Source organism: Micromonospora sp. WMMA1998, from assembly GCF_027497375.1.
Classification (GTDB): domain Bacteria; phylum Actinomycetota; class Actinomycetes; order Mycobacteriales; family Micromonosporaceae; genus Micromonospora; species Micromonospora sediminicola.
This window is the reverse complement of the sequence record NZ_CP114911.1, coordinates 5,538,553-5,553,357: the sequence shown is the minus strand read 5'-3', so window position 1 is coordinate 5,553,357 and position 14,805 is coordinate 5,538,553. Positions and strand designations below refer to the sequence as shown.

14 protein-coding genes are annotated in these 14,805 nt (G+C 74.2%); 2 read left to right on the top strand and 12 right to left on the bottom strand.

The window, feature by feature from the left end:
• Positions 1–558 precede the first annotated feature (558 nt).
• The 9 genes from O7600_RS25850 to rsmD all read right to left on the bottom strand — a co-directional run bounded on the left by O7600_RS25850 (position 559) and on the right by rsmD (position 8,382).
• Positions 559–2,781, bottom strand: a complete 2,223-nt coding sequence (locus tag O7600_RS25850; RefSeq protein ID WP_281591041.1) for an MMPL family transporter — start codon at positions 2,779–2,781, stop codon at positions 559–561.
• A 235-nt stretch (positions 2,782–3,016) separates the two neighbouring features.
• Complete coding sequence (gene mutM / locus O7600_RS25845) at positions 3,017–3,874, bottom strand: bifunctional DNA-formamidopyrimidine glycosylase/DNA-(apurinic or apyrimidinic site) lyase (RefSeq protein WP_281591040.1); 858 nt, start codon at positions 3,872–3,874, stop codon at positions 3,017–3,019.
• A complete protein-coding gene (gene rnc, locus O7600_RS25840) occupies positions 3,867–4,664 on the bottom strand; it encodes a ribonuclease III (RefSeq protein WP_281591039.1) in 798 nt (265 codons plus the stop codon). Before rnc ends, mutM begins: the two co-directional genes overlap by 8 nt.
• Entirely contained in the window at positions 4,661–5,647 is a 987-nt protein-coding gene (locus O7600_RS25835; protein WP_281591038.1) for a phosphate acyltransferase PlsX, read from the bottom strand. Before O7600_RS25835 ends, rnc begins: the two co-directional genes overlap by 4 nt.
• Positions 5,648–5,752: 105 nt before the next feature.
• Positions 5,753–5,926 (bottom strand): 50S ribosomal protein L32, encoded by a 174-nt coding sequence (gene rpmF, locus O7600_RS25830; protein ID WP_089156974.1) that lies wholly within the window; start codon positions 5,924–5,926, stop codon positions 5,753–5,755.
• Positions 5,927–5,931: 5 nt separating this feature from the next.
• Positions 5,932–6,495, bottom strand: coding sequence for a YceD family protein (locus tag O7600_RS25825; RefSeq protein WP_091580392.1), 564 nt, complete (start codon positions 6,493–6,495; stop codon positions 5,932–5,934).
• A 118-nt stretch (positions 6,496–6,613) separates the two neighbouring features.
• Positions 6,614–7,111 carry a hypothetical protein gene (locus O7600_RS25820; protein ID WP_091580397.1) on the bottom strand — a complete coding sequence of 166 codons (498 nt, stop codon included), beginning with the start codon at positions 7,109–7,111 and terminating at the stop codon, positions 6,614–6,616.
• A gap of 234 nt (positions 7,112–7,345) precedes the next feature.
• A complete protein-coding gene (coaD, locus tag O7600_RS25815) occupies positions 7,346–7,822 on the bottom strand; it encodes a pantetheine-phosphate adenylyltransferase (protein ID WP_091580402.1) in 477 nt (158 codons plus the stop codon).
• On the bottom strand, positions 7,819–8,382 hold the full coding sequence (gene rsmD / locus O7600_RS25810; protein WP_281591037.1) for a 16S rRNA (guanine(966)-N(2))-methyltransferase RsmD: 564 nt from the start codon (positions 8,380–8,382) through the stop codon (positions 7,819–7,821). Before rsmD ends, coaD begins: the two co-directional genes overlap by 4 nt.
• A gap of 248 nt (positions 8,383–8,630) precedes the next feature.
• Between rsmD and O7600_RS25805 the strand changes: the two genes are divergently transcribed.
• Positions 8,631–9,767: an LPXTG cell wall anchor domain-containing protein gene (locus tag O7600_RS25805; protein ID WP_281591036.1), complete on the top strand. Its 1,137-nt coding sequence runs from the start codon at positions 8,631–8,633 to the stop codon at positions 9,765–9,767.
• A gap of 83 nt (positions 9,768–9,850) precedes the next feature.
• Here O7600_RS25805 and O7600_RS25800 read toward each other — a convergent pair whose 3' ends face one another.
• The 3 genes from O7600_RS25800 to O7600_RS25790 form a co-directional block, all read right to left on the bottom strand.
• On the bottom strand, positions 9,851–10,525 hold the full coding sequence (locus O7600_RS25800; RefSeq protein WP_281594269.1) for a serine hydrolase domain-containing protein: 675 nt from the start codon (positions 10,523–10,525) through the stop codon (positions 9,851–9,853).
• Between the two features lie 71 nt (positions 10,526–10,596).
• Positions 10,597–12,798 carry an ATP-dependent DNA helicase RecG gene (gene recG, locus O7600_RS25795; RefSeq protein ID WP_281591035.1) on the bottom strand — a complete coding sequence of 734 codons (2,202 nt, stop codon included), beginning with the start codon at positions 12,796–12,798 and terminating at the stop codon, positions 10,597–10,599.
• Entirely contained in the window at positions 12,795–14,408 is a 1,614-nt protein-coding gene (locus O7600_RS25790) for a DAK2 domain-containing protein (protein ID WP_281591034.1), read from the bottom strand. The genes recG and O7600_RS25790 overlap by 4 nt, the downstream gene beginning before the upstream one ends.
• 205 nt (positions 14,409–14,613) lie before the next feature.
• Between O7600_RS25790 and rpmB the strand changes: the two genes are divergently transcribed.
• A complete protein-coding gene (gene rpmB, locus O7600_RS25785) occupies positions 14,614–14,805 on the top strand; it encodes a 50S ribosomal protein L28 (protein ID WP_013284551.1) in 192 nt (63 codons plus the stop codon).

Here is a 14,805-nt window from a genome sequence, read left to right as displayed (position 1 = left end):
GGGATCACGAGGCGGCCGACCCTTCCCGCAACCTCCCGGCGGTCGTCCCGGCTCACGGACGCCTGGCAAGATCACGAGGCGGTCGACACTCTCCCCAGCTTCCCCGCCGTTGTCCCGGCCGACCGCCGCCGAAGTCATGAGGCGACCGGCACTCGCCGTGACCTCCCGACAAGAGGGAAGAAGGAAAAGCGATATACCTCAGAGTCATAATTATGACTCTGAGGTATACCACCCAAAGTCGATGTCCCTCGTGGCTGGCACCGGAGAAGCGGAGATCGAGTCGGCGAACGACCGGAGCCGACCAGGACCAAGGCCGGATCAAGGCCCAGGACCGCGAGCCCGCGAGCCAAGGGCCCGGGCCGAGGACGGAGGGCTGGGCTGCGGACTTAGGGCTGGGTTCGGGGAGCCAAGGGCCGGGGAGCCAAGGGCCGGGGGCAGAGGACGGGGAGGCAGGACGAAGGCTGGAGGCAGGACGGGGGCCGGAGCCACGACGGGGGCAGGGGCAGGCCCACGAACAGCGCCCCGGCCGAGACCGGCCGGGGCGCTGGGTTGGTCGGCTCAGCGGGCGCCGACCAGCTCCGGGGCCGGCGCGGGCGGCGGCTCGGCCGGCGGGAGGGTCGGCTTGCGGCGCAGGAAGCGCGGCGCCCACCAGTTCGCGTCGCCCAGCAGCGTCATCAGCGACGGCAGCACGACCGCGCGGATGATCGTGGCGTCCAGCAGGATCGCCGCCGCCAGCCCGATGCCGAGCTGCTTGAAGTCGATCATGCTGAGCGTCGCGAAGATCGAGAAGACCCCGACCATCACGACCGCCGCGCTGGTCACCACCCCGGCCGAGGAGGTGATCCCGTGCGCGACCGCCTCCCGGTTGGGCATCCCGCGGTCGACCGCCTCACGGATCCGGCTGACCACGAAGACGTGGTAGTCCATCGACAACCCGAACAGCACCACGAACAGGAACAGCGGCAGCCAGGTGACGATCGCGTCCATCGAGGTGAAGCCGAGCAGCCCCTCCGCCCACTCCCCCTGGAAGACCAGCACCAGCAGCCCGTACGCGGCGCCGGCGGAGAGCAGGTTCAGCAGGATCGAGGTGAGCGCCACCACGACCGACCGGAACGTCCACGCCATCACCAGGAACGTCAGCGCCAGCACGAACGCCGCGACCACCGGCAGCTTCGCCCAGATGTGGTCGGCGTAGTCCTCGCTGGCGGCCACCCCGCCGCCGACCGCGTACTCCACGCCGGGGATGCCGTCCAGCGCGGCCGGGACCAGGTCCTCGCGCAGCTCGTGCAGGGACCGGGACGCCTCGGCGGACCGGCTGGCGTACGGGGTGGCCACGTCCAGCACCGACACCCGCCGGTCCGCCGACACCCTGATCTCCGGGCCGTCCCCCTCGGCCGGCGCGAAGAGCGGGTCGGCGGCGGTCCGGCCGGCGAGGCCGGTCAGCGCGGCGCGCACCCGGTCGGCCTGGTCGGCGGGCGCCCGCACGGCCACCGTGTGGTTGGTGCCGTTGCTCGGGTACGCGGCGGTGAGCCGGTCGTACGCCTGCATCGCGGCGGTGGTGCGGGGAACGTCCTCCGCGCCGGGGAACTTCAGCTTCATGCCGAGCGCCGGCGCGGCCAGGGCGAGCAGCAGGGCGACCGAGACCAGCAGCGTCGCCACCGGCGCGCGCAGCGCGGGCCGCAGCACGGCCGGCCAGAACCGGGGCGCGGCCGGCTGCCCGTGCCGCCCGGTACGCGGGGCGGTGAGCCGCCACAGCAGCGGCACCCGGGGACGATCCACCCAGCGGCCGAGCTTGGCCAGCAGCGCCGGCAGCACGGTCAGCGAGCCGATCACCGCGACCGCCACCACCAGGATCGAGCCGACGGCCAGCGACGAGAAGATCGCGTCCTGGGCCAGCAGCAGGCCACCCATCGAGATGATCACGGCGGTGCCGGAGACCACCACGGCGTGCCCGGAGGTCTCCGCGGCGATCTCCACCGCGTCCAGGCCGGACCGGCCCTTGGCCCGTTCCTCCCGTTCCCGCCGCACGTAGAACAGCGAGTAGTCCACGCCGACCGCCATGCCGATGAGCAGGATGACGCTGGCCGTGGTGTCGGTGGCGGGGACCAGGTGCGAGGCGAGCGTGGAGAGCCCCATCGCGGCGGCCACCGAGGAGAGCGCGAGCAGCACCGGCACGCCGGCGGCGATCAGCGCGCCGAACGCGATGATCAGGATCGCCAGGGTCACCGGCAGGCTGAGCAGCTCCGCCCGCTTGAAGTCCTTGCCGAGCGTGTCGTCGAGCGCCTTGTCGATGGACGGGCCGCCGACCTGCTCCACTCGTAGCTGCGGGTGTGCCTCCTGCACCCGCGCGGTGGTGTCCCGCAGCGGCTGGACCCGGTCCCCCGCGGTCTCCGGGTCGCCCGCCATGGTGATCGGCACCAGCAGCGCGCCGCCGTCGCGCGACGGCAGCGGCGTACCGACCGAGGCGACGCCGTCGACCTGCCGCAGCCGGTCCGCCGCGTCCTGCGCGGCGGCCTTGGCGGCGGCCGGGTCGAGCGCGCCCGAGCGGGCGGTGATCAGCACGTTGTCGGTGGCCGGCTGGTGGAACCCGCCGCTGTCCACGATCAGCTCGGCCTGCCCGAACTCACCGATCGCCTGGTCGGCGTCGGTGGCCTCGTTCAGCCCGGCGGCGTTGCCGCCGACGAAGCACACCGCCACGAAGACCACCCACAGCGCGATGGCCCGCCACGGATGCTCCGCACTCCACCGTGCCAACCGCACGGTCACCGGTCGCCTACCCATATCCGGGTCCCCCTCCAGACGTCGGCCCCGTGCCGACCTCTGGTGACGCTAGGCAGCGGGCGCGGCCCGGACATCGGGGAACGGCCCCGGCTCCTCCCCGATCGCCGAAGGTGGGGCCGGACGGCCGGAAACGGCCGCGCCGATCGGGCGGAAAGGGCATTTCAGGGTACGGTCCGGCGCGCCCCCGGGCACCCGCCGGCGATGCACACCGGCGCAACCCCGAGCCGACTCGGGGTCATCCCCGGAGGCTGCCCCGGGGCCGCGGCTGGCATCGCGGGCAACTGTAGGAGGAGCGGTTCATGAATCCCTCGCGCCGGATCGGCGCGCCGCAGCGCGGGCAGGGCTCCCCCTCCCGGCCGTACGCGTTCAGCGACCGGTCGAAGTAGCCGCTCTCGCCGTTGACGTTGACGTACAGCTCGTCGAAGCTGGTGCCGCCCTGCTTGATCGCCTCGCCGAGCACGTCCCGCACGTGGCCGAGCAGCCGCAGCGCCGCCGGACGGGTCAGCGCGTCCGCGGGGCGGGTGCCGTGCAGCTTCGCCCGCCAGAGCGCCTCGTCGGCGTAGATGTTGCCCACCCCGGAGATCAGCATCTGGTCCAGCAGCGCCCGTTTGACCTCCGTGCGCTTGCGGCGCAGCGCCGCCACGAACGCCTCGTCGGAGAACTCCGGGTCCATCGGGTCGCGGGCTATGTGCGCGATCTCGGCCGGCAGCTCCGCGCCACCCTCGGACACCGACAGCCCGCCGAACGTGCGCTGGTCGACGAAGCGCAGCTCCGGCCCGTCGTCGGCGAACCGGAACCGCACCCGCAGGTGCAGCTCGTCGGCCGCGCCGGGCGGTTGCAGCAGCAGCTGCCCGGACATGCCGAGGTGGCCGATCACCGCGTCGCCGCTGTCCAGTGGCAGCCAGAGGTATTTGCCCCGGCGGCGGACATCGGTGATCGTGCGGCCGGCCAGCACGTCGGCGAAGTGCACGCCGCCGGGCGCGTGCCGGCGTACCGCGCGGGGGTGCCGCACCTCGACGGCGGCGATCCGGCGGCCGACGACCCACTGGGCCAGCCCCTGCCGGACGGTCTCCACCTCGGGCAGCTCAGGCACGGCCGGCGCCCGCCTCGGCGTCCGCCGGGTCGACGGCCTCCGCCTCGGCGACCTCCGCCTCGGCCGCGGCCCGCGCCTCGGCCTGCTCGGTCAGCGTCCGCCAGGCCGACTCGGCGGCCCGCTGCTCGGCCTCCTTCTTGCTGCGCCCCTCCGCGCCGCCGTAGCGGTTGCCGGCCACCACGACCCAGGCGGTGAACGTCTTGAGGTGGTCCGGCCCGGTGCCCTCGATCCGGTACTCCGGCACGCCCAGCCCCAGCGCGGCGGTCAACTCCTGGAGGCTGGTCTTCCAGTCCAGCGCCGCGCCCCGCCCGGCCGACTCGGCCATCAGCGGGTCGAAGAGCCGGTGGATCACGATGGCGGCGGTGTCCAGGCCGTACTGCAGGTAGATGGCGCCGAGCAGCGCCTCCAGCGTGTCGGCGAGGATGCTCGCCTTGTCCCGCCCGCCGGTGGCCTCCTCGCCCTTGCCGAGCAGCAGGTAGGCGCCCAGCCCGTCCGGGCCCAGGCCGCGCGCCACGTCGGCCAGGGCGCGCATGTTGACCACGCTGGCCCGCAGCTTGGCCAACTGCCCCTCGGGCAGGTCCGGGTGGTTGTGGAACAGCGCCGTGGTGATCACCACGCCGAGGACCGAGTCGCCCAGGAACTCCAGCCGCTCGTTGGTGGGCAGCCCGCCGTTCTCGTACGCGTACGAGCGGTGGGTCAGCGCGCGCTCCAGCAGTTCCCGGTCGAGCGACACCCCGAAGGCCGTCTCGAGGTGGCCGACGGGAGCACGCCGCCGCTTGTCGTTGGTCATGGTGCTACCTCGGTGTCGTTGCGGTCAGGTGCGGGATCGTGCGGGATCTCGGCGAGCAGGGCCCGGACCGTACCGGCGGCGTCGCGACGCCAGAGGTGGGCGGCCAGGGCGATGCCCGAGGCGACGTCGTCCGGCCCGGCCGCGCCGTGGCACACCACCACGGTGCCGGCCACCCCGAGCAGCGCGGCCGCGCGCGGCGCGCCGCCGTTCGTCGGGGGCCCACCGGCCATGGCGTACGCGCCCTCGATGGCCTTGAGCAGGACGTTGCCGGTGAAACCGTCGGTGACCACCACGTCGGCGCGGGCGCCGAGAGAGATGTCGTAGCCCTCGACCAGGCCGACGTAGCGGGCGCCGCAGGGCAGCGGCACGGCGGCGAGCGCGGGGTCGGCGGAGCGGCGCAGCCGGTCGCCCTTGCCCGCCTCGTGGCCGACGGAGAGCAGCCCCACCCGGGGCGCGGTGACGGCGTGGGCCACGGCCGCGTAGGCGGCGCCGAGGACGGCGTGCCGGGCCAGCGTGGCGGGGCCGGGTTCGAGGGAGCCGCCGACGTCCAGCAGCACCACCGGGCCCTCGACGGCGGGGATCGTGGCGACCAGCGCGGGTCGGCGTACCCCGGTCCAGCGACCGAGGCCGAGCGCGGCGGCGGTGACGGTGGCGCCGGTGGAACCGGCGGAGACGACCGCGTCGGCCAGGCCGTCCCGGACGGCCTGCACCGCGGCGCGTACCGTGCTGTCGCCGCGGCCGGCGGTGGGATGGTCGGCCATGCCGATGGCGGTCCGCACCGGGCGGACCGTGACCCGGGCGCGCTGCGCCGGGTCGAGGGCACCGCTCAGCGCGTCGGCGACCTCGGTCGGGCCGACGAGCAGCAGGTGCAGGTCGGGGTCGGCGCGCAGCGCCCGCAGAGCGCCGTCAACCACGACGGCGGGAGCATCGTCCCCGCCGAGGAGGTCGACGGCGATCCGCGCGGTGCCCGGCTCCGACGGCACGCCGGCCGATGATCGGCCGGCGTGGGAGGGAGCCGGGGCACCGGGCGAGAGCCTTGGTGCGCGCGCCGCCCGACCGGTGGTCGGGGGCGTCACTCGGCTGCCGGGTCAGACCTCAAGGACCTGACGGCCGTTGTAGGTGCCACACACGGAGCAGGCGGCGTGCGGCAGCTTCGGCGACTTGCACTGCGGGCAGGCCACGGTCGCGACCACCGAGGCCTTCCAGTTCGCCCGGCGGGCGCGGGTGTTGCTGCGCGACATCTTGCGCTTGGGGACGGCCACGGTTCTTACTCCTCTGTACGGGTCAGTTGCGACAGGCCCGCCCAACGCGGGTCGATCTGCTGGTGACTGTGGTCGGCCGGCAGATCGTCCCAGTGCACCCCACACTCGGGGCACAGGCCTGGGCAGTCCTCCCGGCAGAGCGGGTTCGTCGGCAGCATGAGCACCACCGCGTCCCGCAGCGCCGGCTCCAGGTCGATCAGATCGTCCTGCATCCGGCCCACCTCGTCCTCGTCGGTCGTGGTGTCCGTGGCGCTGTTCTCGTACGCGTACAGCTCCTGGACGTTCACGACCACCGAGTCGTCGATCTCGCGCAGGCAGCGGCCGCACTCGCCCTTGACGGGACCGGAGATGGTCCCGGAGACGAGCACGCCCTCGGACACCGACTCCAACCTCAGGTCGAGGTCGAGGTCCGCGCCCTCCGGCACGCCGATCAACTCCACGCCGAGGTCCGCCGGTGCCGGCACGACCCGCTTGTGCGTACGCAACGCGCCAGGCCGACGCGGCAGGTCCCTCGTGTCGAGGACCAGCGGCGACCTGGGGTCGAGTGAGCGTGGCGAGTGTTTGGGCATAGTCAGACTCCGGCCGGTGAGAGGCCGACAAAAAAGGTTACCTGGGAGACGGGCGGACCGTCGAACCGGGGGCGCACCCGACGGCGGGCGGCTGTCGGCGACCGGCCCGCGCGTGGTCCTAGAAGGGTAGCGGGCGCTCCGCCTCGTCCCCCGCGAAGGTGCCGATCTCCCGCAGCGCGTGCATCTTGTCCCGGCCACGCTCTATCGAGGCCAGCGCCCGGGTGAGGAACTGCTCGAAGTTGGCCAGCGCGGTGTCGACGTAGTCGTCCACCTCCTCGCGGAGGCGCTGCGCCTCGGCCCGCGCCTCGGCGATGATCCGGGCGCCCTCGTGCTCCGCCGAGACGGTGATCTCGTTCACGGAGACCAGCCGGGCGTGTTCCGCCTCACCCTCGCTGATGATCCGGTCGGCCTCCCGCTTGCCGGCCTCCATGATCTTGTCCCGCTCCTCCAGGAGCGCGGCGGCCCGGCGCAGGTCTGCGGGAAGCTCGACGCGCAACTCGTCCAGCGCGGCGATCATCTCGCCGCGGTCGACCATGCAGTTGTTGCGCGACATCGGGACGGAGCGGGCCTGCTCCACCATGGCGATCAGTTCGTCGATGCGATCGAGCGGGTCCACCGGTACCTCACTCCTGTCTTCGTCGGCCGCCCTCCATGATGCGGCCTGCGCCCGGGTTCGGCGTTGCACACATCATGTCGCGCGCCGGCCACCGCCGCCCCACCCGCCCCCACCCGGCGCGTCGCCCCACCCCTCGACTCCCGTCGATCTTGCACTTCCCGCCCGGACATTCCTCCCGCATGGGGCGAACGTCGGGCCGCAACCGCAAGATCGGCGGGGTGGGTGGGGTGGGGGTCAGGGGCGGAGGCGGGTCTGAAGTTGGTCGCGGACCAGGTCGGGGACGTGGGCGGAGATGTCGCCACCCCACTTCGCCACGTCCTTGACCAGGCTGGAGGAGAGGAACGAGTAGAGCGGGTTGGTCGGCATGAAGAGCGTCTCCACCCCGGCCAGGCCGATGTTCATCTGGGCCATCTGCAGCTCGTAGTCGAAGTCGCTGACCGCGCGCAGGCCCTTGATCAGCACGCTCGCCTGCTGGTCCCGGCAGAAGTCGACGAGCAGGCCGCGGAACGACTCCACCCGCACGTTGTCGTACGAGGAGGTCACCTCGCGGAGCATCGTGATCCGCTCCTCGACCGTGAACAACCCCTGTTTCGACTGGTTGACCAGCACGCCGACGATCACCTCGTCGAAGAGCCGGCTGGCCCGGCCGATGATGTCGAGGTGTCCGTTGGTGACCGGGTCGAACGAGCCCGGGCAGACCGCACGTCTCATGATCGGCGACCGTACCAAAGCGTGGTCTCGCCGTAGCGGCGACTGCGCTCCGGCGTGACGCCCTCCACCCACTCGACCGGGCCGGAACGGCTGGACCGCTCGACGATCACCAGCGCGTCCGGGGCCAGCCAGCCGTCGTCGACCATCGCGGCCAGCATCGCGGTGATCTCCGCGCCCGGTACCGCGTACGGGGGATCGGCGAAGACCACGTCGTACGGCCCGCCGTCCGGCCCGGCGGCGAGCACGGCGGCCACCTTGCCGGTGACCAGCCGGGCGGCCGGGGCGGCCCGCAGGGCGGCGATGTTCTCCCGGACGACCCGGGCGGCCCGGGCGTCGGACTCCACCAGCAACACGTGCGCCGCCCCCCGGGACAGCGCCTCCAGACCGACCGCGCCGGAGCCGGCGTAGAGGTCCGCGAAGCGCGCCCCGTCCAGGTCGAGATCGGCCTGCACCGCGCTGAACAGCGCCTCCCGCACCCGGTCCGAGGTCGGCCGGGTGCCGGCGCCGGGCGGCGCGGCGATCCGCCGCCCGCCGAGCGTGCCCGCCACGATCCGGGTCACCGTCGCTCCCTGCCCATGCCCCGACGCTACGCGACGCCCGGACCGGCGCGGTGGAGCACCCGGTGCACCGCCCCGTGACCCGACGTACATCAATGATCTCGAATTCATAACGGACCCTTTACGACCCGTCGATCGCGGTAACGCCCGTCGTGTCGATCTCGCTAGGGTCTGCCCGATTGTCGTGCGGACGCGTGGCTCCGGTCCGTCCGCCGCATCCCTCTCCCATCCTCCCCTCACCAGGAGAAGACGTGAACCGTCTCCACCTCCGGCGCGCCCTCGCGGTCGCCGCCGGTGCGCTGGTCGGCCTCGCGGGCGTCGCGGTAGCGGCAGCCCCGGCCAGCGCCCACCACAGCGAAGTCAAGGTCACCGCCGAGTGCGACACCGCCAAGGGCGAGTGGGTCACGACGTGGACCGTCCGCACCTACGCGCCGGGCGGCGTGACCAACTACCGGCTCACCAAGGCCGATGCCACCAGCAACACCGGTGAGGTCGCCGCGCCGTTCACCGTCGAGGGCATCCGGACCACCGCCGGGGACTCCTACCCGCACCAGGTGTCCGAGCCGCTGGTCGGCACCGCCCGCCTCGCGGGCGACGTGACCCGGGCGTCGCTGACCGTCCGCGCCCAGTGGGACAACGCCTGGAAGGAGAACGACGACAAGAGCGCGACCATCCGGTTCAGCGAGAGCTGCGACAAGGTGGTCACGCCCCCGCCGGCCAAGGCCAACCCGACCGCCACGGTCACCTCCGACTGCACCGGCGACGTCGCGGTGAAGCTGGAGAACGGCGCGGAAGCCACCAGGGACGCCTCCTTCACCGTCGCCGGCAGCGGCGACTTCACCAAGACCGCCGAGGTCGCGCCGGGCAAGAGCCTGTCGATCCGCGTCCCGGCGAAGAACGCGACCCGCATCACGGTCACCGAGGCCGCTCAGAAGCAGCCCCTCTTCGACGACAAGCCGAGCGAGGCCAAGGACTGCGTCGAGCCGGGCGAGCCGTCGGGCAGCTACCAGTCCACCTGCGACGAGCTGATCTTCCAGGTGGAGAACCCGAAGGACGGCAAGACCGTCGAGATCACCTTCACCCCCAACAAGGGCGACGCCAAGAAGCTCGTCGTGCAGCCGGGTGAGACCAAGACCGTGGCGTTCAAGGCGTTCGAGGGCCTGAAGGTGACGCCGGCGGCCGAGGGCCTCGACGACACCGAGCCGATCGCCTGGGAGAAGCCGAAGACCTGCACGCCCGGTGCCGGCGGCGGCCAGCCGGAGGGCCCGACCCTGCCGCTGACCGGCGCGGCGACCGGCGGCATCGTGGCCGGCGCCATCGCGCTGCTGGCCGCGGGCGCGGTCCTGTTCGTGGTGGCGCGTCGACGCAAGGTGCGCTTCACCGCCTGATCCGTCCGGTCCCGAGGGCGCGTCGACCAGTAGGTCGGCGCGCCCTCGGCGTACTCGACGCCGCCGACGCGCGGGCGGTGGGATCACCCGGCCCCGAGCAGCGACGCGACGGCGGCCGGGTCGACCTCGGCCTGGTTGGCCAGCAGCACGAGCCGCTGGTCGGAGTCGGGCAGCCAGGCCGCGAACGCCTTGTAGCCCTCGTTGTCCCCGGAGTGGTGGAGCGCCCGCCGGCCGGCCAGCGGGCCGACGAACCACCCGTACCCGTACGCCTCACCGGGCCGGCCGGTGGGCGCGTGCCGCGCGGTCATGGCCGCCACCGAGGCCGGGGTGAGCAACCGGTTGCGGCGCGGCACGTCCAGCCAGGTGAGCAGGTCCGCCGCGGTGCACCAGACGTCACCCGCGCCCATGCTCACCGTCGCCAGGTCCCACGACGGCACGGTCCGGCTGCCCTCGTGTCCGACCGCCAGGTCCGGCCGCCCGTCGCCCGCGCCGGCGAAGCTGCCGGTCATCCCCAACGGCGCGAAGACCTCCTCGGCGAGGAACCCGGCGTACGGCCGGTCGGCGGCCCGCTCGACCGCGCGGGCCAGCAACACGTAGCCCGGGCTGCTGTAGTGCCACCCGGCCCCGGGCGGGAACAGCGGCGGCACCGCGGCGAACAGGCCGAGCAGATCGTCCGGCTCGGCCGGCCCGCAGATGTCGACCGCCGGGTACTCCTCCCAGTGACCCAGGCCCGAGGTGTGGGTGAGCAGGTGGTGCAGCGTGATGCCGGACCACTAGGCACGCGACCCGCGTGCCGCAGCCCGGTGACCCGCGCCGCCGCGCTCGGGCGTCAGCCCTTCTCCAGGTATTCGGCCCGCTCCTCGTCGACCAGGGCGGCGACCGAGGCGGCCAGCGCCGGGTGCCGGGCCAGCTCCGGATCGTCCCCGACCAGCTCGATCGCCTCGGCCCGCGCGTCCCGGATCAGGTCGGTGTCCCGCAGCAGCGAGAGCAAACGCAGGTGGGAGCGCCGGCCCGACTGGGTGGCGCCGAGCACGTCGCCCTCCCGGCGCTGCTCCAGGTCGAGCTCGGCCAGCTTGAACCCGTCGGTGGTGGAGGCGACCGCGTCCAGCCGCTCCCGCGCCGGCGAGCCCTCGGCCGCCTCGCTGACCAGCAGGCACAGCCCGGCCGCCGAACCCCGGCCCACCCGGCCGCGCAGCTGATGCAGCTGGGAGACACCGAACCGGTCGGCGTCCAGCACGATCATCACGGTCGCGTTGGGCACGTTGACGCCCACCTCCACCACCGTGGTCGCGACCAGCACGTCCAGGTCGCCGTCGGCGAACGCGCGCATCACCGCGTCCTTCTCGTCGGCCGGCAACCGGCCGTGCAGCACCCCGATCCGCAGCCCGTGCAACGGCCCCTCGGCGAGCAGCGGAGCCACCTCGGTCACCGCCAGCGGCGGCCGGCGGCCGTTGTCGTCCTCCCGTGGCGCCTCCTCCTCGGAGACCGGCCCCTCGCCGATGCGCGGGCACACCACGTACGCCTGGTGGCCCTTGGCGACCTCCTCGCGCAGCCGGCGCCAGGCCCGGTCGAGGAAGGCCGGCTTCTCGGCGGCCGGGACCACGTGCGAGGCGATCGGCGAGCGGCCCTGCGGCAACTGGGACAGCGTGGAGGTCTCCAGGTCGCCGTAGACCGTCATGGCGACCGTGCGCGGGATCGGGGTGGCCGTCATCACCAGCACGTGCGGCGGCTGCTCGGCCTTGGCCCGCAGCGCGTCCCGCTGCTCCACCCCGAAGCGGTGCTGCTCGTCGACCACCACCAGGCCCAGGTCGGCGAAGTCGACCCCCTCGTAGAGCAACGCGTGGGTGCCCAGCACGATGCCGGCCCGCCCCTGCGCCACCTCGGCCAGCGCCCGCCGTCGCGCCGCCGCGCCCAGCGAGCCGGTGACCAGCTCCACCCGGGTGGCGTCGTCGGCGGCGTCCAGCTCACCGGCCCGGCCGAGCGGGCCGAGCAGGTCGAGGATGCCCCGGTGGTGCTGCGCGGCGAGCACCTCGGTCGGCGCGAGCAACGCGGCCTGCCCGCCGGCGTCGACCACCTGGAGCATGGCGCGCAGCGCCACCACCGTCTTGCCGGAGCCCACCTCGCCCTGGAGCAGCCGGTGCATCGGGTGCGCGGTGGCCAGGTCGGCGGCGATCTCCCGCCCGACGACCTGCTGACCGGAGGTCAGCTCGTAGGGCAGCCGGGCGTCGAACGCGTCGAGCAGGCCACCGGCCCTGGCCGGCCGGGCCCGGGCCGGCGACGCCGCCGCCCGGTGCTTGCGCTGCACCAGGGTGAGCTGCACGGCGAACGCCTCGTCCCACTTCAGCCGCCGGCGGGCCCGGTAGAGCGCCTCCTTGCTGGACGGACGGTGGATCTCCCGCAGGGCGGCGCCGATGTCGGCCAGGTTGCGGGTGGCCCGCACGGTGGCCGGCAGCGGGTCCTCCGGCGGGGTGAACGTGTCCAGCACCACCCGGACGCAGCGGGCGATCACCCAGGTCGGCACCGCCGCCGCGGCCGGGTAGACCGGGATCAGCGCCCCGGCGAACTCCTCGACCTCCTCGTTGGCCGCCGCCTCGCCCTCACCGCCCTCGCCGAGCAGGACGTATTCCGGGCCGTTGAGTTGCCGCTTGCCGCGGAACTCGGTCACCTTGCCGGCGAACAGCCCCCACCGCCCCGGGCGCAGCTCCCGCTCCCGCCACGCCTGGTTGCCGAAGAACGTGCAGGTGAGCACGCCGCCGGAGCCGTCGCCGACGGTGACCTCCAGCAGGTTGCCCCGGCGCTGCCGCATCGGCCGCACGGCGGTGCGCTGCACCTGGGCGAGCACGGTGACCTGCTCCCCCACGTCCAGCGAGCGGATGTCGGTGTGCTCGCCGCGCTCGTCGTAGCGGCGCGGGAAGTGGTAGATCAGGTCGCCGGCGGTGTGCAGGTCGAGGTGGCCGGCCAGCGCCTTCGCGGTGCGCTCGCCGACCAGCTTCTTCAGCGGCGTGTCCACCGTGGTCGGTTCGCTCGTCATTCGACCCCCACCAGGAGCGGATAGTGCGGCTGCCCGCCCTCGTACGCCTGCACCTCGACGAACGGCCACGACCGCTCGACGTGCGCGCGCACCCGGTCGGCCAGCCCGGCCGGGGCGTCCGCCCCGCAGAGCAGGGTGACCAACTCCCCGCCGCCACCGAGCATCCGGTCGACCACGGCGGTGCAGGTGTCGGTGAGATCCTGCCCGATCAGGTGCACCTCGCCCTCGACCAGGGCCAGCACGTCACCCGGGCGGCACGGGCCGGCGACGGTGAGCGCCTCCCGGCCGGCGTGGCAGACCTCGGCGTAGCGGCACGCGCCGGCCGCCTCGGCCATCGCGATCACGTCGTCCTCGAAGCGCCGCTTCGGGTCGCGGACGGCGAGCGCCGCGAGCGCCTGCACGGGGGAGCGGGTGGGCACCACGCTGACCTTGACGCCGAGACCGTGCGCCTCCTTGGCCGCCGCGCTCGCCACCGACTGGGTGTTGGGGTCGTTCGGCAGCACCACCACCCGGGCCGCGCCGGTGGCCCGGATCGCGTCGAGCAGCTCGCCGGTGGACGGGTTGGCCGGCACGACGACGGCGCCCTCGGCGGCGAACAGCTCGGCGATGCCGGCGCCGGTGGCCACCACCACGGCGGCCCGGCCGTCGGGCAGGGCCACCGCCGGCGCGGGCGCCGGGGCGGTCTGGTCGGCGAAGCGGGTCACGGTGATCCGGTGCGGCCGGCCGGCGACCACGCCCGCCTCGACCGCCGCTCCGACGTCGTTGACGTGCACGTGCACGTTCCAGGTGCCCGAGCCGTCGCCGACGACCGCCAGCGAGTCGCCGAGCGCGGCCAGCTCGGCGCGCAGCCGGGTCACCGCCTCGTCGGTGGCGTCGAGCAGGTACTGCACCTCGTAGGCGTACGCGTCGGAGCCGGTCTCCCGCGCGGCGGTGGCGGCCGGGCGGCGGACGGGCGGCGCGGGCGCCGGCTGGCCGGGGCTCTCCCCGGTGATCACCTCGACCAGCGCGTCGAGCAGCAGGCACAGCCCGCGCCCGCCGGCGTCGACCACGCCGGCGCGGGCCAGCTCCGGCAGTTGCTCCGGGGTGCGGGCCAGCGCGTGGGCGGCGGCCTCGGCGGCGGCCCGGGCCACCGTGCGCAGGTCGTCGCTGTCCGCCCGCTCGGCCGCCCGGGCCGCCGCCGCGACCACGCTGAGCAGGGTGCCCTCGACCGGGCGGGCGACCGCGGCGTAGGCGGCGGTGGTGGCGTCGGCCAGCCCGGCGGCGAGCTGCCGGCCCCGGACCGCCGGCGCGGCGGCGAGCGCGTCGGCGAGGCCGCGCAGGATCTGCGACACGATCACCCCGGAGTTGCCCCGCGCGCCGAGCAGGGCGCCCCGGGCCATCAACCGCAGCGCGTGCCCGTGCGGGGTGTGCCCGTCGTCGGGCAGGGTGCCCAGGTCCATGGCCAGGGCCTGCTGGGCCGAGGTGAGCGTCAGCACCAGGTTGGTGCCGGTGTCGCCGTCGGGCACCGGGTAGACGTTGAGGCCGTCGATCTCGCCCTGGTGCCGCTGGAGCGTGGCGAGGCCGCTCGCGCACCAGCGGCGCACCGCGGCGGCGTCGAGGGTGTCCAGCACGTCGGGAAGCCTACTGGCGCACACCGACACGCGCCGGGGTCGTCCGGGTCCGCCCGGCGTGTCCCCGGCCCGGCGCGGCCGGTACGCTGGCCCGGCCCGCGAAGGGCCGGTTGGGCATGCCCGGCCGTCATCGGGTAACCTGACCAGGTTGCCCGGGCAGCGCCTGGCGGCGACCTCATGAACGTTTCAATCCCAGGAGTATCCCGTGGCTAGCGTGTGCGACGTCTGTGGCAAGGGACCGGGCTTCGGCCACAACGTGTCCCACTCGCACCGGCGGACCAACCGCCGCTGGAACCCGAACATCCAGTCGGTGCGGACCCCGGCCGGTGGCGGCACCACCAAGAAGTTGCAGGTCTGCACCTCGTGCATCAAGGCCGGCAAGGTCACCCGCGCCTGA

What these genes read in the sequence shown, in the direction of transcription:
- O7600_RS25850 (WP_281591041.1), bottom strand. Translation starts at nt 2,781, where the DNA reads ATGGGTAGGCGACCGGTGACCGTGCGGTTGGCACGGTGGAGTGCGGAG.
- rnc (WP_281591039.1), bottom strand. Translation starts at nt 4,664, where the DNA reads ATGACCAACGACAAGCGGCGGCGTGCTCCCGTCGGCCACCTCGAGACG.
- O7600_RS25825 (WP_091580392.1), bottom strand. Translation starts at nt 6,495, where the DNA reads ATGCCCAAACACTCGCCACGCTCACTCGACCCCAGGTCGCCGCTGGTC.
- coaD (WP_091580402.1), bottom strand. Translation starts at nt 7,822, where the DNA reads ATGAGACGTGCGGTCTGCCCGGGCTCGTTCGACCCGGTCACCAACGGA.
- recG (WP_281591035.1), bottom strand. Translation starts at nt 12,798, where the DNA reads ATGACGAGCGAACCGACCACGGTGGACACGCCGCTGAAGAAGCTGGTC.